This window comes from Corynebacterium ihumii, from assembly GCF_028609825.1.
Taxonomy (GTDB): domain Bacteria; phylum Actinomycetota; class Actinomycetes; order Mycobacteriales; family Mycobacteriaceae; genus Corynebacterium; species Corynebacterium afermentans.
The window spans coordinates 2240303-2262413 of record NZ_CP063190.1 but is presented as its reverse complement, the minus strand read 5'-3'; the positions used below and the strand labels follow the sequence as shown (position 1 = coordinate 2262413).

21 protein-coding genes and 3 pseudogenes are annotated in these 22111 nt (G+C 65.1%); 11 read left to right on the top strand and 13 right to left on the bottom strand.

All coding sequences use genetic code 11. The features are described 5' to 3' along the window. Positions 1-14: 14 nt before the first annotated feature. Complete coding sequence (locus CIHUM_RS10925; RefSeq protein ID WP_034996659.1) at positions 15-278, top strand: hypothetical protein; 264 nt, start codon at positions 15-17, stop codon at positions 276-278. Positions 279-474: 196 nt separating this feature from the next. Next, complete coding sequence (locus CIHUM_RS10920) at positions 475-903, top strand: hypothetical protein (RefSeq protein ID WP_034996657.1); 429 nt, start codon at positions 475-477, stop codon at positions 901-903. 3 nt (positions 904-906) lie between these two features. On the opposite strand, the gene CIHUM_RS10915 is transcribed toward CIHUM_RS10920, so the two are convergent. Next, complete coding sequence (locus CIHUM_RS10915) at positions 907-2169, bottom strand: HNH endonuclease signature motif containing protein (RefSeq protein ID WP_034996654.1); 1263 nt, start codon at positions 2167-2169, stop codon at positions 907-909. Between the two features lie 333 nt (positions 2170-2502). Between CIHUM_RS10915 and CIHUM_RS10910 the strand changes: the two genes are divergently transcribed. Further along, positions 2503-2757 carry a hypothetical protein gene (locus CIHUM_RS10910; protein ID WP_034996652.1) on the top strand — a complete coding sequence of 85 codons (255 nt, stop codon included), beginning with the start codon at positions 2503-2505 and terminating at the stop codon, positions 2755-2757. Between the two features lie 119 nt (positions 2758-2876). Here CIHUM_RS10910 and CIHUM_RS10905 read toward each other — a convergent pair whose 3' ends face one another. The 10 genes and pseudogenes from CIHUM_RS10905 to CIHUM_RS10860 form a co-directional block, all read right to left on the bottom strand. After that, positions 2877-3179: a hypothetical protein gene (locus tag CIHUM_RS10905; RefSeq protein WP_034996651.1), complete on the bottom strand. Its 303-nt coding sequence runs from the start codon at positions 3177-3179 to the stop codon at positions 2877-2879. Between the two features lie 9 nt (positions 3180-3188). Beyond that, on the bottom strand, positions 3189-4130 hold the full coding sequence (locus tag CIHUM_RS10900; protein WP_034996649.1) for a bile acid:sodium symporter family protein: 942 nt from the start codon (positions 4128-4130) through the stop codon (positions 3189-3191). Beyond that, positions 4131-4496, bottom strand: a complete 366-nt coding sequence (locus CIHUM_RS10895) for a Rieske (2Fe-2S) protein (RefSeq protein ID WP_074431951.1) — start codon at positions 4494-4496, stop codon at positions 4131-4133. Next, positions 4493-5315 (bottom strand): annotated as a pseudogene (gene trpA / locus CIHUM_RS10890) (tryptophan synthase subunit alpha). The gene CIHUM_RS10895 and the pseudogene trpA overlap by 4 nt, the downstream one beginning before the upstream one ends. Next, entirely contained in the window at positions 5316-6512 is a 1197-nt protein-coding gene (trpB, locus tag CIHUM_RS10885; protein WP_034996643.1) for a tryptophan synthase subunit beta, read from the bottom strand. A 10-nt stretch (positions 6513-6522) separates the two neighbouring features. Then, complete coding sequence (locus tag CIHUM_RS10880) at positions 6523-7827, bottom strand: bifunctional indole-3-glycerol phosphate synthase/phosphoribosylanthranilate isomerase (RefSeq protein WP_034996641.1); 1305 nt, start codon at positions 7825-7827, stop codon at positions 6523-6525. Beyond that, a pseudogene (trpD, locus tag CIHUM_RS10875) lies at positions 7820-8680 on the bottom strand (anthranilate phosphoribosyltransferase); the annotation flags it as partial. The gene CIHUM_RS10880 and the pseudogene trpD, both read right to left, overlap by 8 nt. A gap of 177 nt (positions 8681-8857) precedes the next feature. Next, positions 8858-9340: pseudogene (locus CIHUM_RS10870) on the bottom strand (anthranilate synthase component 1); the annotation flags it as partial. Positions 9341-9563: 223 nt separating this feature from the next. Beyond that, complete coding sequence (locus tag CIHUM_RS10865; RefSeq protein ID WP_034996639.1) at positions 9564-9773, bottom strand: winged helix-turn-helix domain-containing protein; 210 nt, start codon at positions 9771-9773, stop codon at positions 9564-9566. 6 nt (positions 9774-9779) lie between these two features. Beyond that, positions 9780-10229, bottom strand: coding sequence for an SdpI family protein (locus tag CIHUM_RS10860; protein ID WP_238635415.1), 450 nt, complete (start codon positions 10227-10229; stop codon positions 9780-9782). A gap of 87 nt (positions 10230-10316) precedes the next feature. On the opposite strand from CIHUM_RS10860, the gene CIHUM_RS10855 reads away from it, so the two are divergent. Both CIHUM_RS10855 and CIHUM_RS10850 read left to right on the top strand, forming a co-directional pair. After that, positions 10317-11549, top strand: coding sequence for a dicarboxylate/amino acid:cation symporter (locus CIHUM_RS10855; RefSeq protein WP_034996634.1), 1233 nt, complete (start codon positions 10317-10319; stop codon positions 11547-11549). 122 nt (positions 11550-11671) lie between these two features. Continuing rightward, entirely contained in the window at positions 11672-12379 is a 708-nt protein-coding gene (locus CIHUM_RS10850) for a hypothetical protein (RefSeq protein ID WP_051106190.1), read from the top strand. A gap of 64 nt (positions 12380-12443) precedes the next feature. Here CIHUM_RS10850 and CIHUM_RS10845 read toward each other — a convergent pair whose 3' ends face one another. After that, on the bottom strand, positions 12444-12911 hold the full coding sequence (locus tag CIHUM_RS10845) for a hypothetical protein (protein WP_051106188.1): 468 nt from the start codon (positions 12909-12911) through the stop codon (positions 12444-12446). Positions 12912-13091: 180 nt separating this feature from the next. Then, positions 13092-13547 (bottom strand): hypothetical protein, encoded by a 456-nt coding sequence (locus CIHUM_RS10840; RefSeq protein ID WP_034996631.1) that lies wholly within the window; start codon positions 13545-13547, stop codon positions 13092-13094. A gap of 103 nt (positions 13548-13650) precedes the next feature. Between CIHUM_RS10840 and CIHUM_RS10835 the strand changes: the two genes are divergently transcribed. From CIHUM_RS10835 to CIHUM_RS10810, 6 genes are all read left to right on the top strand, one after another. Then, positions 13651-15090, top strand: a complete 1440-nt coding sequence (locus CIHUM_RS10835) for a hypothetical protein (protein ID WP_074431950.1) — start codon at positions 13651-13653, stop codon at positions 15088-15090. Positions 15091-15282: 192 nt separating this feature from the next. After that, on the top strand, positions 15283-16749 hold the full coding sequence (locus CIHUM_RS10830; RefSeq protein ID WP_034996629.1) for a DUF3375 domain-containing protein: 1467 nt from the start codon (positions 15283-15285) through the stop codon (positions 16747-16749). Further along, positions 16746-17345 (top strand): DUF4194 domain-containing protein, encoded by a 600-nt coding sequence (locus tag CIHUM_RS10825; protein ID WP_034996626.1) that lies wholly within the window; start codon positions 16746-16748, stop codon positions 17343-17345. The genes CIHUM_RS10830 and CIHUM_RS10825 overlap by 4 nt, the downstream gene beginning before the upstream one ends. Further along, entirely contained in the window at positions 17342-20629 is a 3288-nt protein-coding gene (locus tag CIHUM_RS10820) for an ATP-binding protein (RefSeq protein WP_034996624.1), read from the top strand. Before CIHUM_RS10825 ends, CIHUM_RS10820 begins: the two co-directional genes overlap by 4 nt. Then, positions 20616-21782, top strand: a complete 1167-nt coding sequence (locus CIHUM_RS10815; RefSeq protein ID WP_051106185.1) for a DUF3322 domain-containing protein — start codon at positions 20616-20618, stop codon at positions 21780-21782. The genes CIHUM_RS10820 and CIHUM_RS10815 overlap by 14 nt, the downstream gene beginning before the upstream one ends. After that, a complete protein-coding gene (locus CIHUM_RS10810) occupies positions 21775-22110 on the top strand; it encodes a type II toxin-antitoxin system HicB family antitoxin (protein ID WP_034996621.1) in 336 nt (111 codons plus the stop codon). The genes CIHUM_RS10815 and CIHUM_RS10810 overlap by 8 nt, the downstream gene beginning before the upstream one ends. Position 22111: the final 1 nt, after the last annotated feature.

Below are 22111 nucleotides of genomic sequence, written 5' to 3'. Positions count from 1 at the left end.
CTTGAGGAGCTCTCATGAACGTCAAGCGCGCTGTCTCTATCGCCACTGCAACCGCTGCCCTTACCGCCGGGATCGCCGTCTCTCCGGCGAACGCCGAAGGCTTGATTCCAAACACTGAGGGGGCGCTTCGCGCGGGTATCGCCACTGTCGAGGGCTCTGTTGATGCTGGCTCCAGCATCAACATCGCTGTCTCCGTCGCTGGCCTCGGCCTGATCGGCTACGGCGCAAAGGCTGCTGGCGTTCTGCCGCCGCAGCTGGCTGGCCAGCTCCCGTTCTAAGTCCCAGCGCCAATATCTGAACTCCTCTCCCCTGCTCGGGAGGGGAGTTTTCCGCATTTGAAGGTATGTATATCGTCACAGAAGGTGGAGACGTTACATCCCCGGAAAGTCTTGAATACCTGCGGAAACGTGTGTTTTACTGTCCCGAGCCCGGTTCCGGGTAATTTACCGTCAGATTCGTACAAAGAAGTTTCCAATGAAGCGCATTACCGCAGCTGCTCTGGCGGCAACCACCGCCCTGTCGCTGGCGGCCGTCCCGGCACAGGCTGAGGAGGGCAACCAGAAGGACTTTTCCGACATCGTGAGCCCGGATCGCGCCTCCGACGTCACCGATGGCCACCTTGCTGCCGCCAAGTTGAAGGCCGAGGCCCGTGAGCTCCGCAACGAAGGTTCTGGCTACTCGGGCCCGTACAAGAGCTCCTCTGAGAAGAACCTGGTGCCGAAGAGCGCTAAGTCCTCCCTGAAGAACGATGTCGCACGTGGCTACAAGCTCGGCACCACCTACGACATCCTCGTCGGCACCGGCATCGCCGCAGGCGTCTTGGCACTCGTTGGTGCCGCCGCGGCCGCAGCGGGCAAGATCCCGGGTGTCCCGGGTGCGCCGGCCGTTGAGCAGTTCTTCTAAGCCTCACTGGTCGTTGAAAGACCAGTTGCACTCCTCCATGGTCCACATGGTGTCGTTGCGCTGCGGTAGGGAGTAGTTCGTGGACACGAAGCGCGTCCCGTCGCGGTAGACGAAGTGGATGTCGGAGTGCTCCTTCAACGTCTGCAGATACCCCTCCGTAACCAAGGAGTGGCAGGCGGAGCACAGCGGCAGGAGGTTCTCCAGGTCGGTGAGACCGCCGCTGGCCCAGTCCTCGATGTGGTGGATCTCGATGAAGCGCGTGTGCGTGCACCCTGGTGCCGCGCACTGCCCGCCCCACATCGCCAAAAGCGCGTTGACCTGCCCGTTCGTTGCCAGGCGCTGTTTGCGTCCGGTGTTGAGGATGAGGCCGTCGGAGTTGACCGTCGATAGGCGTATGTCCGCATTAGCCAGCAAGCTTGCAATGGCTTTCGACGGCGCGCCCACGTTGTTGGGCATATACCCTCGACCGTCCGGAGTGGCCAGAATGTTCACGTGCGCACCCGGCGTGGTCAGAGTGTTGCGTGGCGTCGTTCGTGCCATGTGGACGATGCCCATGAGCGCCCGCAGCAGCATCCGCCCGATCGGCAGCCCGTAGCCGGAGACTGTCTTCCGCGCGGGGCGGTTCTCCTCCACCTCCTCGGCTCGCTCGAGGGCAATGTTGATTTCGCCGTTTACCTCAGGGTCCAGGTCCTCGAGCACCTCGTCGAGGCTGCAGTACGCAATTTCGCCGATCTTCAACGCTGCGATGAACCCGGCTCCGTCCGCTGCATTCATATTGCCGTGGAACGCGATATCGCCGTTGTCGCGCTTGTGCAGGCTCAGGTAGTACTGCGGGCTGTCGTCGTCCTCCCCGTCCTGCGGCTTCTTCCCCGCCAGCGCGCATTCGAGCTCGTGGTAACCCATTCCGAGGGCGAGATCTACCAGTTCACGCTCATTTTCGGGCGTCATGTACTTCAGAAGCAGCCGCACCACCGAGTAGCTCAGCGCAGCGGCAGTGAAGTGTTTGTGGAGGTAACGGAAGGGCCTCAGGCGGTGGGCGACGCTGACGTATTCGTGCGCGGTCGAGGAGGACACGCCCAGGCGTCGCATGAGGAAGTGCGCGGTGGTTGACGAGCCACATTCGATAGCAAGTGCGAGTTCATCAAACATTTGTATTGCGGACAGCAGCTCTGCTTTGTTCTGGGTCATTGCGCGGTGCGAGTCTTCAATTTGCTGGCTTAATGCGATGGCGAGTGGGTTGGATTCTGTGGCAACTGCGGCGGTCATTTTGGCCCCCTTGAGGCGAATGCGAGTTCGATTGCGGGCATTATAAAACTCGTGTCCGACATTCCTCTGACCTGCTGAAATGTGGTTATTAACTCGCGCTATAAGTTGTCCGCAACTCCGCATTGCGGACAAGCGGGGGCGAACCAACTATTGGCTATTGCATATCGACGTCAGCTCCGCCCATGCCCGCCCCTCAGACCACTCCGCAACTCCGCATTGCGGACAACTCCGCCATCACCAATAGTTGGTAGGGGCCAACGAAACGGTGCCGTATTGCGGACAGATGCGGGAGACTGCATTGTGGGGTCTATCAACGAAAGGAGGCGCCCGATCGTGGAGAAAGCTCACCGCACCGCGTTTATCTACCCAATTTTTGTCGCGGTTTGGATCGCAACACCGTTTATGGGGGACCGCGTTCCCGTGTGGGGCCAATGGCTTTATTGGGCTGTCTTGATCGCGGTATCAGTTCTGGGGTTTGTCATCGCGGTGCGGGATAAGCGCCCCCTGCTGGGGGTATTGTCTGTTCTTACCCTGTTTGCCTGGCCGATTACTCTCGTGGTGGCGTTGTCGTCCGGTCCCTTTGCCTGACGGGCCCTGTCCCCCCACAACTCCGCATTGCGGACAATTCCGGCACCACCAACTATTGGGGTCCACCAACGAAAAAGGCCCGCGCCGGTGGCGGGGCGGGCCGGAGGTGCGTCGATAGGCTATAGCAACTTTGCTTGAGCTTCGGACCAGAGGCCCTCGAACTCATCCTCGCTGAGGTGGGTGGCGGTGATGCCCTCCATGGAGTCGTAGGTGCGCGGGTGTGGGACGGTACCCATGGGCTGGTTTGCCTGGCCGATGACGCGGCCGTCGACGTAGATGCCGGTGATGGTCTCGGCTGGGTCGAGTTCAATCATGCGCACCATGGTGCACTCGTGGGCTGAGATTTCCTCGAGTTCGGCGATGTTGAGCAGCTCGCCGCCGAGTTCGGGGACGTTGTAGTGGATGCGGACGAAATGTTTCACGTGAAACTCCTAAGAAATTCGGGAGGCGTACGCGGAGCAGATGACCAGTTGGCACATGTGGTAGATCATCAGCGGGATGATCAGCACGCCGAGCGAGGCGCCGCCGAAGATGACGGTGGCCATGGGCAGGCCGGTCGCGAGCGACTTCTGGGTGCCGCACATTTGGATCGCAACGCGGTCCTCGCGCGGGAAATGCAGCGCCTCCGGGAGGATGCGGGTCAGCCACAGCATAGCGACGACCAGCACGCACGAGAACACGGTGAGGAACACGATCTCCCACGCGGAGACATTGGACCACACGCCGGAGACGACGCCGCGGGAGAACGCCGAGTAGACCACCATCCAGATGGAGCCGCGGTCAACGATCTTGGTCGCCTTCGACTTGGCCAGCTCCCCCACTCGCGGGACGAAGTTGTGCGCGAGCTGGCCCAGGACGAACGGAAGGAGAAGCTGTAGGGCGATGTCGCCGAACACGGAGGCGTCCACGGATACCCCGTCGCCGGCACCCATCAGCCACATCACCAAAAGCGGCGTGGCCACTACGCCGACCAGCGAGGACACCGACGCCGCCACCACCGCGCCCGAGACGTTGCCGCGCGCGACGCCGGTGAGCGCCACCGAGGACTGGACTGTGGACGGCACCAACGTCATGAACAGCAGGCCCTGGTACAGGTCCTCTGACATGAACGACACCGTCGGGCGGGCGAGGAGGCCGATCACCGGGTAGATGACAAACGTGAACGCCAGGATCAGCGCGTGAAGGCGCCAGTTGGTCAGGCCCTTCAGCGCCTCCTGGGTGGACAGGCGCGCGCCGTAGAGGAAGAACAGCAGCGCGATGCCCAGCTTCACCGCGACGGCGAACCCGTCCGCGAACGCGCCCTGGGCGGGCAGCACGAACGCGAGCGCCGCCGCGACAACGATGCCGACGAGAAGCGGGTCGAGCTTCTTCATTTACTCGGAAACGGCGACTTTGTCGCCGCCGTCGGTCACGGGGACCTCGCGCATCCCTGTGACGGCCGGGCCGGAGACGCGGGCGCCGTCGGCGATATTGAACACCGAGCCGTGGGCGGTGCACTTGACGGTGTCGCCCTCGACCTTGGTGATCTTCTTCTGCTGGTGCGGGCACACGCTGGAGTACGCTACGTAGGTGCCGGCGGTGGGCTGGGCGATGATGAACTTGTCCAGGATCACCGCGGAGCCGACGGGCACATCGGTCTTGGCAACTTCTTCAGGGGCCGCCTCTCCGCAGGCGGCGAGGAACGCACCGGCAAACGTGGTTGCGGTGCCGAGCAGGAACATGCGTCGTGAACAGGTCATGATGCGATCGTAGCGCCCTTCATGGCCTGGACGTACTCGGTGAGCTCGGTTTTCAGCGCGTCCATGTCGGTAACGCGGTTGCCCTCGATGTACTTAGCGATGATGGTGGTGATCGCCGAGCCGGTGATCGCGCCCGCGGCGCCCGCGGCGCCCGCGGCGATCGCGTCGCGCACGTGCTGCGGTTTCGAGATTCCGAAGCCCAGCAGCACCGGCGGCCCACCGAACTTCTGCACATTGTCGACGACCTCGCGCAGGCCCTGCACCGTCGCCTCCTTGTCCGCACCGGTCACACCGTCGCGCGAGATGGCGTAGATGTAGCCGCGCGAGTGAGCGGCCACCGCCTCGAGCGTTTTCTCCGAGGCCTTCGCCGGGGCGATGTAGATCGGGTCGATGCCGGCCGCGGTGGCGGCTGCGCTGAAGGGGGCGGATTCGCGCACGGGGACGTCGGGAAGCAAAATGCTGTCCGCGCCCGCCTCCTTGAACTCGCGGTAGAAGCGTTCGAGGCCGCGCGCGCGCAACGTTGCCGTACACCAGCATGCCGATGGGCAGCTCCGGGTAGCGGCTGCGGATGGTGCGGATTTGCGCAAGCGCCTTCTCGACGGTCGCTCCGTCCGCCAACGCCCTCACATGCGCACCCTGAATGGCGGGGCCATCTGCGACGGGGTCGGAGAACGGCACGCCGAGCTCAACGGCGTCCGCGCCGGCATCGACGACGGCGGAGACGATTTCCACCGCATCCTCCGGTGTCGGGTCCGAGAGCATGATGAAGGGCACGAACGCGCCTTCTTCTCTAGCGAAGAGTTTGTCGTAGCGGCTCATTTACTTCTCCTCTCTATCTGCGAGCGAAGCTCGCACGTGGGCGATGTCTTTGTCGCCGCGGCCGGACAAGGTGACCAGGATGTGCAGCGGCTCGACGTCGGCGGGGTGGTCGGCGGCACGCTTGAGGGCGTATGCGAGAGCGTGGGAGGACTCGAGCGCGGGGATGATGCCCTCGTGGCGCGACAGTGCCTGGAAGGCGTCGAGGGCCTCGTCGTCAGTGACGGGCACGTACTTCGCGCGGCCGGACTTGGCCAGGTGCGCGTGCTCCGGGCCCACGCCCGGGTAGTCCAGGCCGGCCGAGATGGAGTAGGAATCCTGCACCTGGCCGTCCTCGTCGCACATCAGGTAGGAGTACGTGCCGTGGAGCAGGCCGGTCGTGCCCTGGGCGATGGCCGCGCCGTGGGCGCCGAGGCTGAAGCCCTCTCCCCCGGGTTCGGCGCCGACGAGCTCGACACTGGTGTCGTCGATGAAGTCGGCGAATGTGCCAATCGCGTTGGAGCCGCCGCCGACGCAGGCGACAACGACGTCCGGGAGTCGGTTGGTGCGTTCGAAGAACTGGGCGCGGGCCTCGGTGGAGATCACGCGGTGGAACTCTTTGACGATCTTCGGGAACGGGTGCGGCCCGGCCGCGGTGCCAAGGAAATAGTGGGATTCGTGGAAGGTGGCGGTCCAGTCGCGGAGCGCCTCGTTCACCGCGTCTTTGAGCGTGCCCGCGCCGGATTCCACTCCGACGACCTCCGCGCCCATCAACCGCATGCGGTAGACGTTCGGTGCCTGGCGTTCCATATCAGTCTTGCCCATGTAGATCACGCACTCCAAGCCGAGCAGCGCGCAGGCGAGCGCGGTGGCGGTGCCGTGCTGGCCGGCGCCGGTCTCCGCAATAATGCGGGTCTTTCCCATCTGCTTGGCCAACAGTGCCTGACCGATGACCTGGTTGGTCTTGTGCGCGCCACCGTGGACGAGGTCCTCGCGCTTGAGGAAGATGCGCGCGTTGCCCTCCAGCGGCAGGTTGCGGCACTCGGTGAGCGGGGTGGGTCGGCCGAGGTAGTCGCGGAGCAGGCAGCGGTACTCGCTCATGAACGCCTCGTCGTTGAACGCGTCGACGAAGGCTCGCTCAAGCTGGTCGAGCGCCGGGATGAGCGACTCAGGGACGAACTGTCCGCCGAACTCGCCGTAGTAGGCAGGGAGCAGGGTCATGTTTTTGTCCTTAAGTGTGGAAGTTTCGGATGGTGGCAAGTCCTCGTCGCAAGGCAGCGGCGTCCTTGTGGCCGAGGGGGTCTTCGAAGCCGGAGTTGAGGTCGAGGCCGGTGCAGCCGGTACCCAGCGCGTCGGTGAGGTTGTCGGGGGTCAGGCCGCCGGCGAGCAGCGCGTCGGTGGTGGGAATGCGCGACCAGTCGAACCGCTCCCCCGTCCCGCCGGCGCCGGAATCGAGCACAAGCTTATTGACGAGCTCCGCCACGCCCGCCGCATCATTGGGCCCGGTCATGTCAATAGCGCGCCACACCTGGACATCGACCTCGGCACGCACACGCGCAAGCAGTTCGCGTTCCGCCTCGATCGAGCCCTGGTATGGGGCGTGGACCTGCACGGCGGTGATGCCGGGCTGGGCCAGTTGGGCGTAGCCATCGGTGCGGCGCGACACCGCGACGTAGTCCAGCCCCGGCTCCGTGGCGATAATCTCCGCGGCCGTTTCACGTGAAACATTGCGTGGGGAGGCTTCCTCGAAGATCAGCCCGCAGACCTTGTTCGGCCCGTACACCAGATCGCGGCAGGCGCGGTCGATGTCCGGCTGGGAGGTCAGCTGCGAGCCGACGAGGAACGCGTCCGAGTGTCCGCCGAGCTGGCGAACGGTCGCGGCGTCGCGAATACCGGACTCGGCCACCACCACTGCCCCGTCCGGCGCGAGGTCGGCCAGGCGCGCGGAGCGGTCGAGGTGGATGGAAAGGTCGTGGAGGTTGCGGTGGTTCACGCCGAAGATCCTGGCGCCCAACTTCGCGGCCCGCGCGGCCTCGTCCTCGTCGATGACTTCGGTAAGAACGTCCATGCGCAGCGATTCCGCGACCGAGGCCAGGTGCGTGTACTCCTCGTCAGACAGCACCGACAGCATCAGCAGCACCGCGTCCGCGCCGAAGTAGCGGGCGGCGTAGATCTGCACCTCGTCGACGATGAAGTCCTTGCACAGCACCGGCAGGTGCGTGGTGGCGGCGACGGTGGCGAGGTGGTCGTAGTCCCCGCCGAAGTGGTCGGGCTCGCACAGCACGGAGATCGCCGAGGCGTAGCGCGAGTAGATGCTTGCGATCTCCCCCGGCTTGTAGTCCTCGCGGATCGTGCCGAGCGAGGGCGAGGCGGACTTGCACTCCATGATGTAGGAGGCGCCCGGGGCGGCCAGTGCGTCGTAGAGGGACCGCTCAGAAGAACGTAACGTGTCGAAAGCAACGTGACCGATACGTTGTCTAATTCCGTCAATGTGACGCTTACGGTTGGCCACAATTTCGGTCAAAATCTTAACCACTGTAGTCCGCCTCCTCGTGGGTGGTGAGCCACTGGGACACGGAGCCGTCGGCAAGCAACTGCTTCGCATGCGCCGTGCCGGCGGCGAGCGAGTCCGCAATGCCGTAGAGGTAGAACATCGCGCCCGCGTTCACGGCCACGGCGTCGCGGTGCGCGGCCGGCCCCTCCCCCGCGAAGGTCGCGCGCATGGCGGCGGCGTTGTGCTCGCCGTCGCTCCCGCGGAGGTTCTCGAGCGTATGCGTATCGACGCCAAGCTCCGCCGGCTCCACGGTATAGTGAGAAATCGCTCCGTCCTTGAGCTCCCAGACGAGGGTCTCGCCGTGGACCGCGATCTCGTCCGTGCCGGCGCCGTGCACTACAAGCGCGCGGGAACGGCCGAGCGATTTCATGGTCTCCGCAATAGTGGTCCCCAGCTTATGATTGGCAATCCCCATTATTTGGAATTCAGGTCTTTCGGGACTCAATAATGGGCCCATCGTATTAAATAGCGTGCTCACCCCAAGTTTCTTGCGCACCAGTTGCACGAAAGCGATCGCTGGATTGTACGCCGGGGCGAACAGGAACGTGAAGTTCGAGGACTCGAACTGGCGCACCGCGCGCTGCGGGTCGAGGTCCAGCAGGATGTTCAGCGCCTCCAGCACATCGGCCGAGCCGGACTTGGAGGACACCGAGCGGTTGCCGCACTTGATCATCTTCACCCCGCCGGCGGCGGCGATGAGGGAGGCGGCGGTGGTGATGTTGATGGTGTTGGCGCCGTCGCCGCCGGTGCCCGCGGTGTCCATGATCCCTTTGCCCGTCACCGGGAAGGGCCGTCCCGCGGCGAGGAACGCCTTGGCCGCACCCGCGATGTGTGCTTTGAGCCCCTCCACGTCTGCGCGGAAGTCGGCGTCGGGCACAGTCGCCTTGACGACGGCACGCTCCGCCTCCCCGGTGGTTGGTTCGTAGGCTGGCACGGGGGCGTCGATAAGCGACGCGAGCGGCTCAAGATCGATGCCCTCGCCATGCGCATCGACGCCCGCGAGGTACGCCGTGGATGTTTCATGGTTGATGCGCAGGAGAACCTCGGCGAGCACGAACTGGAAGTCCGGGTAGGTGTTCGGGCCGACCTCCACAGAGGGCAGCGGCTCGAAAGAGTCCAGGTAGTCGTAGGCGAATCCGCCGGCGAGAAACGGGAAGTCCTCGTTGCCGTAGCTGGCGCGCGTGGACAGCGCACGGAGCACGTCCGCGGAAGACGGGGCGGTGGGACGCTCGCGCTCGTCGGCGGCGCGTGATGCGGGAAACTCGTAGACGCCCTCCCCCACCCGGTACTCCTCCAGGCCGAGGTTTGCTGCGATGACCTCGCCGGATGGGGTCAGCGGCTGCACCGTCACGCGGTTGCCAGTGCAGGTCACGCGCACAGACGCGCGCAGCACCGCCACGGATTGCAGGCCGTTACGGGTGGTGATGTCGGCGGACTCGAGCAGCACGGAATCTTCCGCGTCGAGTCCGCCGACGTGGGCGAAGAGGCTGGCCATGTCCTCGTGGTAGCGCACCTCGCGGTGGGTGTAATGCATGTGGTCCTCGGTTTTGGCGTATTCATTGCACCGAGGGTGAAAAAGGCCCGCGGCGCTTGGGGTGCAAGCTGGCGGGCCGTGACTTCGAAGGGGGCGCGCCAGTTAGGCGAGCCACCACCAGTTCAAAGAAGTCATGTACGTCACAATTGACAACTATAGCGGAACCGGTATTCCACCGGGAATTTTATTCAGGGAGACGGTACTTTCCGCGTGGCGCTGAGGCGACCACGCCGTCCACCTTCAGGCCGGTAATGGCGGCGTGGGTGGCAATCTCCGGGTTCATGTGCGGGGCATCCACTAAACCGCGGCGGACGATCTCGGCGGCAATGTCCTTGTATGCCATCGGCTCACCCGCCTTGCGCAACACGGTCAGGATCGCTTCTTGCCAATTCATGGGGACCTACTTCTGTTCGTCGGCGTGGCCGGCGGCTCGTCGCAAAGCATCGATGTTCACTGCGGGCTTGGGCTCATCCGCCTGCTTCTCACGCGCCTGCTCCACCGCCGCGGCCGCACGCGCGCCGAAGTTGCCGCCCAACGACGCCGCGACGACGGCCGCCACCAACGCCACCGCCGGCAGCACCCACATCCACCCGGAGGCGATGAAGGAAAACGCCGCGCCGAACGCCAGCGCCACACCCGCCAACACCCAGAACGGGCCGGCAACCTTGTGGGCCTGGTCCCAAATCGCGCGGTCCTTGCGCACCGCCGGAACGTGCAGACCGAACCACTTGTTGCCCGGCAGGTTGCCCAGAGAGGCCAGCGCGCCGGGGATGAGCAGAAGCAGGGTCAGCAGGATAAAGATAATGCCGACGACGACGTTGAGAGTGCTCATATTTTCAAACGGGCTCATGGCTCCCAAGCATACGGCGAGGGTAGACACGAAAGAAAAGCCCCCAAAAATGCAGTCTGCTGTATAATCACCGGCTACTCTGGACACATGAAAAGTAAGCTTTTAGGGTCGCTACTCTTCTGGGTAGTTGTCGCCATCATCCTCGGGTTCTTGTGCAGCCTGTTCTTCCCGGACTGGCTTGCTCGCATCTTTATCACCTTCAACGGACTGTTCTCCAACTTCCTCGGCTTCTTCGTCCCGGTGCTGATCTTCGCGCTCATCGCGCCCGCCATCGCGGGCCTGGGCCGCGGCGCCGGCAAGTGGCTGGGCATCACCGCGGGCGTGGCCTTCAGCTCCACCGTCATCTCCGGCCTGATCGCCTGGGGCACCGGCACCGCGCTGTACCCGAAGCTGCTGGCCGGCAGGGACTTGATTACCAACGTGGCCGACCCGGACGAGGGTGGCCTGACCCCCTACTTCACTGTGGAGATGCCGCCGCCGCTGGCGATTATGTCCTCGCTGCTACTCGCCTTCGTGGTGGGCCTGGCCATGACGGCGGTGAAGTCGGACAACCTGCACAACGTGCTGCAAGAGCTCAACGACGTCGTGCTCAAAGTCGTGGTCACGTTCGTGATCCCGCTGCTGCCGCTGTACATCTTCGGCACCTTCCTGGGCCTGGGCATGAACGAGAACTTCGCCGACACCATGGCCGCCATGGGTGTGGTGCTGCTGCTGTCCGTGGTCATGACCGTGGCCATCGTGCTGATGCAGTACTTGGTTGCCGGCGCGGTCGCGGGCGTGAACCCGTTCAAGGCCCTGAAGAACATGCTGCCGGCGTACTTCACCGCCCTGGGCACCTCGTCGTCCGCCGCGAGCATCCCGGTCACCTACGAGTCCACGCTGAAAAACAACGTGGACGAGGACGTCGCCGGCTTCGTGGTCCCGCTATGCGCCACCATCCAGCTGTCCGGTTCGATGATGAAGATCATGCTCTACACGCTATCCATCGTGTACATGGCCAGCCTGGACGTCTCTGGCAGCGAGATCTTCGGCTTCATCCTCCTGCTGGGCATCATGATGATCGCGGCCCCGGGCGTGCCGGGCGGCGCCATCATGGCGGCTGCCGGCCTGCTGCAGTCCAACCTGGGCTTCGACGACTCGATGCTCTCGCTCATGATCGCGTCCTACATCGTGGTCGACTCCTTCGGCACCGCCGCCAACGTCACCGGCGACGGCGCGGTCGCGCTCATCGTGAACAAGTTCGCGTCGGGCAAGATCCACAAGCAATCGCCTATCGACGAGCCTTCGGCTTCCCCCGCCACCGGCTCTACCGCTGTGTAGCAGTCCCCTACTATCACGCTCAACCGCCCTCCGGGGCGGTTTTCTTTTAGCCATGTTTCACGTGAAACATCGCTGATCTCCGCACCACTCCTTGCCCTGCACAATCGACTACCCTCTTGCGCATGTCCTTCGAGATCGTCACCACCCATTTTGTGGCACACGAGCGCGACCTGGAGGAGGCGTACGCGCTCTACCGACAGCGCATTGAGACGAGCGGCGCTGTCATCTCGACGGTTTCCCCTCGCCCCCACCCTATCGAGGACGAGTTCACTCTCTGGGACCTGCGCTGCCAAGCGGCCTACGACAACCTGCCCGCCCCGGACCAGATGCGGCTGTACGAGCTCAACGCCCTCGTGGATTTCGCCACCACCAACCGCGACAACGCCATCGAAAAATTCTTCTTCGAGGACCACGACGCGCCGACGCACCTCCCTGCCAGCCTCGGGGGCCTCATGGACCTCACACTTCGCGACGAGCCGCAGGGCCCCCTGTCACTCACCACCATCGTCTACCTCGGCTCGCCCGAGCACATGCTGCTGGCGCAGAAGCTTTTCGACGACACCGTGGCCGACCTCAACGCCGTCGCCTACCAGCCGTACGTGGCCCCGCTCGAGGGCACGGAGCATGCGGGGTTGGTCGGCCCGCTGTGGTTGAGGGATGCCACGTTAAACATCATCGGTAAAGGCGACGGGCACTTCTCCCCCGGCAAGGATGCGTGGGCGGGATGGTTGTTGACGTCGGATGGACCGGAGGACGTCGATAGGCAGTTGCACGAACGCATTGATACCGATGCCGTGGTGATTACCCGCGCGGTGCAGGAGCCGTTCTAACTGCGAAAAAGGCGCCGGTGCGGAGGAAGGGAATCTCCGCGCCGACGCCATTAGGCCGATGTGTTTACGGCGTGACCTGCGGGCTCAGCGGGTCAACCGCCTCCGGGGCCTCAGCGCCACCCAGCGGGGAGTCCGACATTTCAGCGTCGCCCAGCGGGGAGTCCGACATTTCAGCGTCGCCCAGCGGGGAATCGGTCATCTCCGCGCCGCCGAGGCCGGTGTCGCCGGATGCGGAGCCGCCCGCGGAAGAACCACCGGACATGGAGCCACCTGCGGAACCGTCAGACACCGAGCCGTCTGCGGAGGAACCGCCGACAGAGGAACCGCCCGCGGAAGAGCCACCAGCGGAGCTGTCGGACATGGAACCGCCGGAGGAAGAACCGCCGGACACCGGGTCCTCGGAGGTCACGGCACCGGACGGGTTCACGCCGGTGGTGTCCGTGTCGCCGTCACTGTCATTGCAGGCGGTGAGGCCGGCGGCAGCCAGCACGAGTGCGGTAGCCGATGCGGCAATACGAGTGTTTGCAGACATAATTCTCCTTCTCGTGTCGGATTCATCCCGGGTGTCTCGCCCGGATCACAAACTTTCTACGGAGCCTGTCTGCGAAACCCTTGTGAGCGGAGGGAGAACTCTCGTACTGGTACGTAGCAAAACAATAACCCGGCCCCCACGCTGCGGGAACCGGGTTAGAAGAAGGCTTGTATAGCCGAATTACATCGGCAGGCCCGGCAGAGCCGGGAGGGAAAGACCCGGGATGGAGCCGGAGAACGCTGCTGCTGCGCCGAGCAGTGCAACGAGGGCGAGCGGCACGCCGATCAGCAGACCCAGGATGCCGGGCTTGGTCTCCGGGTTGTCGATGAGCTGCTGAATGCACTCACCGGTGGCGTTGTTGGAGCCCTTCTCCTTGCCCGGCTCGGCCTTGTCGCCGTCCTTACCGGCGGTGGCGTCCTTGCCCTGCTCGGACTCAGCCTTCTTGCCCTCCTTGCACTGCTTATATACCTCGGAGGAGCCGACCTTCTCGCCTGCAGCCTGGTCGCCCTCAGCCTGGGCGGAGCTGCCCTGGTTCTCCTTGGCCGGAGCGGTGTCAGCGTCGGCTGCGAGTGCCGGAGCGGAAAGTGCGGACAGGGACAGGGTTGCTGCAACGGCAGCGGTGGCGATGCGCTTCATGGCAATCTCCTTTTAGTGAATCGGGTACCTGACACTGATCTGGCACGTGTAAAAGGCGTATCGCCAAACCATCACATCGCGTTACACGGGTTACCCTGAGCACATGGGAATGATGAAAGAGATAGCAGCCATCTTTGGTGTCGCCACCCTCGTCGGCCTAGGTGGGGCGGCTGCCGCCTACACCAGCATTGACGTCCCGGAGCGCGATCAATTCACCGTGCAGGCAGCCGGCGCGCCGAGCGCGATTATCGACGACCCGCAGGACGTCCTCACCCCCGAAGACGAGCAGCGCCTGTTGCGCGACACCGCCAACATCAACGCGGCCGATGTTGTCACGGATTTCCACTACATGGTGTTCAAAACCAACCACGAGAACATCCTCGACGACGTGGAGGAGCTGCTGCGCTCGCAGTACCCCGAGCTGATCGACCAGTCCAAGGGCGAAAATGGCCGCCCCGCCGACGGAGTGCTCATCGTGGGCTTGGGCCTGGATCCGCGCCAGGCGTCCATTTACGGCGGCGACGATGTCTCCGAGGAGCTCATGCTTAACGACGTCACGTATCGCGAATCCCTGCTGGATGCCATGAAACCCGGCGTGAAGGAAGGCAACATCCCCTCGGGCCTGTTCCGCACGGCGAATTTGGCCATGGACGCGGACGGGCTGTCGGACCGGAAGTTCAGCGACGCGCAGGGCGAACGCTCTGGGGCGGTTTTCGGCTCCGCCCTGGGCGGGTTCGGCGCTACCACGGCGGTTGGTGCGGGTGTGGTGGCGGTGCGGAATTACCGTCGTAAAGCAATTGCGAAAGCCCACGAGGACTATGAGCTTGTCACCCACGAGTACACCCGTCTCGCGGGCCGCCTGGACGAGGTGGATGTCCGGGCGAACTCGCTGTCCTCGGCGTTCGCGGACGAGACGCTGCGCCGCCAGTGGGCCGAGGTGCGCGACCGTTTCCTGAGCATGAACGAGCTGGTGCACGGCGCGCAGGGACTCAGCTCCATCAACATGGACGACGACAAGGACGTGTACAAGCACCACAAGCAGCTTGCGGACGCCGCGGAGAGCGTGGACCACGTCTCCAACGCCGAGGACAACATCGACCGCCTCTTCGGCGTTGAACACGGCGACCCGGCCACGCGCCGGGCGGACCTGAGCACCATCCGCGAGGATGTGCTTCGCGCCCGCAGCGAGGTGAGGGATTCCGGCCTGCGCCGCGAGCTGGACCTGCTGATGCAGCGCATCGAGGTGCTGGACGCGAACCCCTCCTCCCCCACCTACCTGGATGACTTCGTGCGCGTGCTGGGCGATTACCGCGTGATCCTGGACCAAGTGAAGAAGAAGCAGTTCAGCGACGTCAAGGAGCACGAGAAGCTGACGGCGCCCGCGGTGTACGAGTCCGGGTTCTGGTACGGCGGGTACGTGCCGTACGTGCACATGCACTCTTGGCACGAGTCCAACGTGCAGGCGGAACAGGCGGCGTCGTCGAGCAGCAGCTCCGTGTCTTCCTCGGGATTTAGCGCCGGAGGTGGCAGCTCCAGCTTCTAAGCAAGCGGAAACCCCTCCGCCTTCTCGCACTCTAAATGGGGGGGTGGGTGAGTGCTCAACCGGTCTCGGGGGGATGGACCGTGGGCGGAGGGGCCCAAAAGCGAATATAGACTATCGCCCTCAGTGTGTCTACATGTAGGGCAAAAAAGTTTCTCGGAGCAGGTGGGAGGGGGTTATGGGAAGATAGCTGGCATGACCATCCAGGCCCGAGCGCTGACGTATAAGCGTGAGAAGGAGCAGTCGGCCGCGATCCGCCTGTTGCACGCGGACAACGCCCCGGTGCTGCTCGCGGTTGTGGCGGAGCACTTCCCGCGCGGCGCGGAGGCGAGGCCGGCGGAGCAGCTCTACCAGCTCATGGCGGACGATTTTGCGGTGCTGCGCGGCACCTTCGAGCTGCCGAAAACACCCCAGGCGTACTGCAACGACTGGGTGAAGGCCGGGTGGCTCGTGCGCAAATCTGGCACCAAGGAAACGGGCGAAACGCTGGAGCCGAGCGAGCAAGCGCTCACCGCGCTGCAGATGATGGATAGGGTCAGTGCACCGAGGTCGGCGGTGACGGCGAGCCGGGTGGCGTCGATAAGCAATGCCCTGCAAGCGCTCGCGCGGGACACGGACCCGGACATCGACTCCCGCCTGAGGCACCTCGAGGCCGAACGCGCCCGCATCGAGGCGGAGATTGAGCAGGTGGAACGCGGTGAGTTTGAGTTGCCCTCCCCCTCCACCGTGCGCGAACGGGTGGGCGACATCTTGGGCCAGGCGAGCGCGATCCCGGGCGACTTCGCCCGCGTGAGACACGAGCTGGAAACGCTGAATACGCAGCTGCGGCGCCAGCTGCTGGACCCGGAGGGCTCGCGAGGCGACGTGCTGGACGAGATCTTTGCCGGCGTGGACCTGATCGGCGAATCCGACGCGGGCAGAAGCTTCAACGCGTTCTACTCGCTGGTGGTGGACCCGGAGCGCGGCGCGTGGCTGGACACGTGGATCGGGCAGGTGCTCGAGCGCACCGACAACACGGCGATGACGGCAGAAGAGCGTGCGCAGTTCCGCACCCTGTTCCGCGACATGGAGGATGCCGGTTACGAGGTTAACCGCATGATGACGCGCCTGGCTCGCAACCTGCGCAACTACGTGGCCAGCGAGCAGTTCGCCGAGGACCGCCGCATGATCGAGCTGTTGCGCGACACCCGCAAGCTCGCCGCCGACGCCGCGGAGCGCGAGGAGCTTTCGGCCACGCACAAGATGGACACGCCCTTGCAGCGCATCGGGATGCAGATCGCCTCGGTGGCGCAGATCAAGCTCGCGGACCCGGGCGCGGAGGTCATCACCACAGAGGTGGAGGCGTTCGAACCCGGCGAGGGCGACGCGGAGGCGCTCTACCAGGCGGTACGTGAAAGCGAGATCGATTTGGAGGAGCTGATTGCGGCTGTTGGGGAGACGGTTGGGCGGGCCGGAGGGGCGTCGATAGGCAAGGTGCTCGAGCGCCACCCCGCCACCCAGGGCCTGGGGTCTGTGGTGGGCCTTGTCTACCTGGCCCTTAAGCATGGGGTGCGGCAAGACGGCAGCGAAGAGGTGCGCTTCGAGGAAGAGGATGGGAGCATTCGCTTAGCGACGGTCCCGCGGTGGCACTTCGACGCCGCAGCAGTAAAGGAGATGCAATGACGGAACCGCTGTGGACGGGCGACACAGGCACCCTGTCTGAGGAAACCCGGCGCGCCCTGGTGGACCTGCTCAAAGGCCCGCTGATCACCGCGGACCGGAAGAAGGAGACGTGGCACGCCATCACCACCGACACGGAGACTCTGCGCTCGCGGCTGCACGACGTGTTTTTGGAACTGGTGGTGGACGAGGATGCCGGCATCGCGTTCACGCGCCACGTCCGCCCGGACAACGAGGACGTGAAGGTGCCGCCGGTGCTGCGCACAGAGGCGCTGACGCACCTGCAAACCGCGATCCTGCTGCAGCTGCGCCACGAGCTGGGCATGTCCACCCCGGGCGAGCGTGTGGTGGTGGGCGAAGACGAGCTGTACGGCGCCATTAGCTACGTCCGCGCGGTGGATAACCGCGACGAGTCCGGGTTTAAGAAGCGGTTCACCGCGGCGGTGAACACCATCCGCAAGTACAGCCTGCTCACCGACACGGAGACCGAGGGGCGCTGGGAGGTCTCCCCCGTGCTGCGCCACATCTTCGACGCGGACACGGTCCACGCGCTGCGCGAGGAGTACCTGCGCCTGGCACAGGAAGGGGAAGAACAGTGATAGAGCAATTTCGTCTCGCGCGCGTGCAGCTGGTCAACTGGGGCACGTTCGACGGCTACTACGACATCCCCGTTGGCGAGCGCGGGTTTTTGATCACTGGAGCGTCCGGCTCGGGCAAATCCACACTTATCGACGCATTTTCCGCCGTACTAGTCCCGCCTGGCAAACTGCGGTTCAACGCCGCCGCCCAGCAGGAAACGGGCCGCGACAAGGGACGCAGCCGCGTTTCCTACATCCGCGGCGCGTGGCGGCGTAGTGAAGACCCCGCCACCGGCGAGATCCGCAGCCAGTACCTGCGCTCAGGCGCGACTGCCAGCATTGTCGCGTTGACCTACCGCGCCGGGAACGAGGTGCTCACGCTCGCGGCGATCTACCGCCTCAACGCGGGCCAGCAGCAGGAAGCGCAGGTGAAAACGCTCTACGGCATTTTCCCCAGCGAGGTGGACGTGGACGGGTTCGTGCCGCTGCTGCAGAACTCCCTGGACAAGCGCAAGCTGGAGGCGAAGTACAAGACTGCTGGCGTGACGTTCACGGACCAGTACTCCGTGTTTGCCAACCGCTTCCGCTCGAAGCTGGGTATCGGCAGCGAGGAAGCGCAGATGTTGCTGCACCGCACGCAGTCCGCGAAGTCCTTGTCCAGCATGGACGAACTGTTCCGCAACTACATGCTGGACGTACCGGGCACGTTCCAGGTCGCGGAAGATGCCGTGGCCACGCACGAGGATCTGCGCCAAGCGTACGAGCGGCTCGAGGACGTGCACCAGCAGATTGAGACGCTCGCTCCCCTGCCGGGGCTGAACACCAAACTCAAGGATGCGCAGGCGACGCAGGAGAACACTGCCGCGCTGTCTGCCGCCCTGCCCAACGTGCGGCGTGCGATTGAGGCGAAGCAGCTGCGCGAGCGTATCGACGTCAGCTCCGCGCAACTCGCCGCCCTCGAAGTGCAGACGCAATCTCTCGAAGCCCGCAAGGACGTCCAGCAGGAGGCGGTGCAGCGCGCCGCGGTGCAGCGGGAGCAGGTGGCTGGCCAGAGCTTGGGCGAGATTGAGCGCAACATCGCCCGTGAGGAGCACCAACTTTCTGTACGGAGCGAGAGGCTGCGCGAACTGGCGGCCCTAGTGCAGCTGGACGGTGCGCTCGACACCGAGCGTTTCGCGGAGCTGAAAGCCCAGGCGTCGGCGGAGCTGGCGGCCGCGCCGGAGCAAGAAGAGCGACTGCGTGAAGAGTGGTTTGGCGCGAGAAGTGAGCGGGATCGGCTTGCTAGCGCGGAGGCGGCGGTGGGGGCGGAGTTGGCGTCGTTAGGCAACCGCTCCTCCAACATTGACCAGCGCTACGTGGAGGTGCGCGCGCAGTTGTGCGCGGATACCGGGCTGACGGTGCGTGAGCTGCCGTACGTGGGCGAGCTCATCGACGTGCTGCCCGAGCACGCCGAATGGGAACCCGTGATCCAGCGCCTGCTCGGCGGGTTTGCCGCGACTCTTTTGGTGCCGGCGGAGCGTGAGCGCGAGGTGAGCAGTTGGGTCAACGGGCGTCACCTCGGGATGCGACTTGAGTACCGCACCGTGCCTGAGGGCGTGGAGGTGCCGCGCGGGCCGAAGAACCCGCTCAGCCTGTTTCATAAGGTGCGCGTGGTGGAGCACCCGATGCGCCCGTGGCTGATGCGCATGCTGGCCAGCACCTTCGACTACGCCCTGGTGCGCACCGTGGACGAGCTGGAGCGGCAAGACCAGCGTGCGGCCACCATCGACGGCTTGGAGCGCAACCCGGCCGATAGGACCGGCTCCGCCCGGTACGTGAAGAACGACCGGCTGCGCCTGGGCGAGCGGCGCAACTACCGCCTCGGCTCCTCCAACCATGCAAAGGTGGAGGCGCTGCGCGCGGAGCTGGCGGAGGCGAAACGTGCAACCACGGCGGCTGACAACCGTCTGGCGGAGGTGCAGCGCAAGCAGAAGGCGCTGGCCAGTGATGTGGCGAAGGCGCGTGATATTGCCGCCATGGAGTGGGCCAGCGTGGACACCGCGAGCGTCGAGGAGCAGTTGGCTGGCCTGCGCGCCGAGCTTGAACGGCTCACCTCCTCCCCCGAAGCGAAGGAGCTGGAGCGGGCGTGGCGCGAGGCCGTCGACACGCTGAAGGCCACCGAGCAGGAGTTGCGCGAGGTGCGCGACGAGCTCGCCGTGGCCACGCGGGCGCTGCAGGACGATCAGGCGCGGCTGAAGCGGATCGAGTCGGAGCACGTGGAGGTGGACCCGGCGCTGGCGGAGCAGCTGGAGGCGATGCTGGCGGCCACCACGCGCCGCCTGACCCCGGAGAACTTGAGCGACAGCGCCTTCAAGGTCACCGCGCAGCTGGACGCGCAGGCGAAGCAGGCGGCGAAGACGATCACGGAGTCCAGCAACGCCGTCGTGAACATCTTGTCCAACTACAAGTCCCAGTGGTCCGCGGAGTCCGCGGAGCTGCAGGCTACGGCCGATTTCGCCGGCGAGGCCATCGCGCGGTTGGAGATGCTGCGCTCGGACCGCCTGCCAGAGTTCCGCGGCCGCTTCCTGGACCTGCTCAACGGCCAGTCCGTGATGCACCTGAACACGATTTACAAGGAGCTGCAGCGCGCGAAGAGCGACATTGAGACCAACCTGGGCCCCATCAACGCATCGCTGCGCCACTCCCCGTACACCGAGGGGCGCTACCTGCAGATTGAGGTCCGCGACAACCGCGACCGCGTCGTGCGTGACTTCCTACAGGACCTGCGCGAAGCGACCGCCGGCAGTTTGAGCGAGGCGGACGAGAAGACCGCCATCGAGCGCTACCACCGCCTGGCCAAGATCATGGACCGCCTCGGCTCCTCCGAGCGCGCTGACCGCAGTTGGCGCACCGTCGTGCTGGACACCCGCAGGCATGTGAAGTTCGTGGGCAACGAGGTGGACGCCGAGGGCACGGTGCACAACACCCACGTGGATTCCGCGTCGTTGTCAGGCGGCCAGGCGCAGAAGCTGGTGTTCTTCTGCCTCGCCGCGGCGCTTCGCTACCGCCTTGCGGGCGTGGACGCGGACGTGCCCCGCTACGCCACCGTGGTGCTGGACGAGGCCTTCGACCGCGCCGACCCCGTGTTCACCCGCACCGCCATGGACGTGTTTGAAAGCTTCGGCTTCCACATGGTGCTGGCCACGCCGATGAAGCTGATCAAGACCCTCTCCCCTTACGTCGACGGCACCATCGTGGTCCACTACACCGAGGACCCCGTCGCGCGTTCCACCTTCGAGCTCATTGATACTCATGCGCCTGCCTGACCAGTTGCCCGTCAAGTTCAACATGGAGCTTCTGCTTCTCGACGAACCTTCGGCCGTCTCCGTGCCACTGCATCCCCCAACACGCGCGCAGGTGCTTGCCGACGAGGCCGGTGCCCGCGAGTTCGTCCGCGCCTGGCAAGCCTGGCAGCCCACTGAGGAGGTGGAGTGGGCCACCCGGTCCTGGGCGGGACTGGGCAAACAGGACGTGCCTGTGCGCGTGACGTTGAGCGGGTGGGACCGCGTGGCCGAGGTGGCGGGCCGCGCCGGGGAGGTGGCGCTGGCCCGGGAGCGGTTCGCGGTGTTGGTTGGGTTGTTCCCGGATTGGCCGGAGTTTCGGGAGCGGGCGGCGCACTCGTGGTCGTCCTGGCTGGCGTTGGAGGATGACGACTTCACCCGCCTGTGCCTTGCTCTGCGATGGTTTCACGTGAAACCTTCCTCCGGTCTGCGCGCCCGCGCCGTACCCATCGAGGGCCTGGACACGAAGTGGATCGCCTCCCACCGCGGCCTGCTGCAGCGCCTGCTCGGGGTGCCTGACCTGGGCCTTGCCGAGGGTGACCGGCTGATGCGCGTGCGGTTTCTGGATGGCGCGCTCGCGCCCGCGCCCGGGTTGGTCGATGTGGCCGTGCCGTTCGGGTCGTTGGCGTTGCCGGACGGTTTGTTGGTGATCGTGGTGGAGAACAAAGAGACGTTCCTGGCGCTGCCCCAAGCCCCCGACGGGTCGGGCGCGGTCCTGGTGTGGGGCTCCGGGTACACCGCAGGCGCGCTTCCGGAGTTGCCGAGGGTGCGCGCGGCGCGCCGGGTGCTGTACTGGGGCGACGCGGATGCGGACGGTTACGCCATCCTGAATGCGCTGCGCACCCGCCTGGCTGCCGACGGCGCCTCCGTCCCCGTGGTCAGCGTGGCCATGGACGTGGACACGGTGCAGCGCTTCCTGCACCTCGCGGTTGCCGACCCCGGCGACACAACCCGGGTGCTCCCCCACCTCACCGATGACGAGGAACGCGCCCGCCGGTTCCTGGTCGCCTCCGGTATGAAGCGCCTGGAGCAGGAGCGCGTGTCCTTGGAGTGGGCGCTGGCGATGCCGGAGTTCGCGGCGGTGTGGGGTGGTACCATGGGCGGTACCATTGCCGACGCAGGAGTAGACGATGACTGAACGCTTGTCGGACAAGTACACCTACCAAACCGTCTGGTCGGAGGAGGACGGTGAGTACGTGTCCACCGTTGCCGAGTTCCCGTCCTTGAGCTGGCTCGATGAGGACGCCCAGCGGTCGAGTGCCGGGCTCCGGTCGCTTGTTGCTGAGGTAATCGCGGACATGCAGCAAACCGGGGAGCCAGTCCCCCAGCCGTTTGGTCAACGTGATTTCTCCGGACGGTTTAACGTGCGCGTCAGCAGCTCGCTTCACCGTCGCCTCGCCATGGACGCCGCGAGAGAAGGTGTCTCCTTGAACGCGTGGGTGACGCAGAAGCTCGCGAGCGCATAAA

Excerpts from the sequence above, each read along its gene's own strand:
- CIHUM_RS10810 (WP_034996621.1), top strand. The coding sequence starts at position 21,775 with ATGACTGAACGCTTGTCGGACAAGTACACCTACCAAACCGTCTGGTCG.
- CIHUM_RS10815 (WP_051106185.1), top strand. The coding sequence starts at position 20,616 with ATGCGCCTGCCTGACCAGTTGCCCGTCAAGTTCAACATGGAGCTTCTG.
- CIHUM_RS10865 (WP_034996639.1), bottom strand. The coding sequence starts at position 9,773 with ATGAATTGGCAAGAAGCGATCCTGACCGTGTTGCGCAAGGCGGGTGAG.
- CIHUM_RS10860 (WP_238635415.1), bottom strand. The coding sequence starts at position 10,229 with ATGAGCCCGTTTGAAAATATGAGCACTCTCAACGTCGTCGTCGGCATT.
- CIHUM_RS10825 (WP_034996626.1), top strand. The coding sequence starts at position 16,746 with ATGACGGAACCGCTGTGGACGGGCGACACAGGCACCCTGTCTGAGGAA.
- CIHUM_RS10840 (WP_034996631.1), bottom strand. The coding sequence starts at position 13,547 with ATGAAGCGCATCGCCACCGCTGCCGTTGCAGCAACCCTGTCCCTGTCC.
- CIHUM_RS10850 (WP_051106190.1), top strand. The coding sequence starts at position 11,672 with ATGTCCTTCGAGATCGTCACCACCCATTTTGTGGCACACGAGCGCGAC.
- CIHUM_RS10900 (WP_034996649.1), bottom strand. The coding sequence starts at position 4,130 with ATGAAGAAGCTCGACCCGCTTCTCGTCGGCATCGTTGTCGCGGCGGCG.
- CIHUM_RS10925 (WP_034996659.1), top strand. The coding sequence starts at position 15 with ATGAACGTCAAGCGCGCTGTCTCTATCGCCACTGCAACCGCTGCCCTT.
- trpB (WP_034996643.1), bottom strand. The coding sequence starts at position 6,512 with ATGACCCTGCTCCCTGCCTACTACGGCGAGTTCGGCGGACAGTTCGTC.
- CIHUM_RS10855 (WP_034996634.1), top strand. The coding sequence starts at position 10,317 with ATGAAAAGTAAGCTTTTAGGGTCGCTACTCTTCTGGGTAGTTGTCGCC.
- CIHUM_RS10920 (WP_034996657.1), top strand. The coding sequence starts at position 475 with ATGAAGCGCATTACCGCAGCTGCTCTGGCGGCAACCACCGCCCTGTCG.
- CIHUM_RS10845 (WP_051106188.1), bottom strand. The coding sequence starts at position 12,911 with ATGTCTGCAAACACTCGTATTGCCGCATCGGCTACCGCACTCGTGCTG.
- CIHUM_RS10895 (WP_074431951.1), bottom strand. The coding sequence starts at position 4,496 with ATGACCTGTTCACGACGCATGTTCCTGCTCGGCACCGCAACCACGTTT.
- CIHUM_RS10830 (WP_034996629.1), top strand. The coding sequence starts at position 15,283 with ATGACCATCCAGGCCCGAGCGCTGACGTATAAGCGTGAGAAGGAGCAG.
- CIHUM_RS10835 (WP_074431950.1), top strand. The coding sequence starts at position 13,651 with ATGGGAATGATGAAAGAGATAGCAGCCATCTTTGGTGTCGCCACCCTC.
- CIHUM_RS10915 (WP_034996654.1), bottom strand. The coding sequence starts at position 2,169 with ATGACCGCCGCAGTTGCCACAGAATCCAACCCACTCGCCATCGCATTA.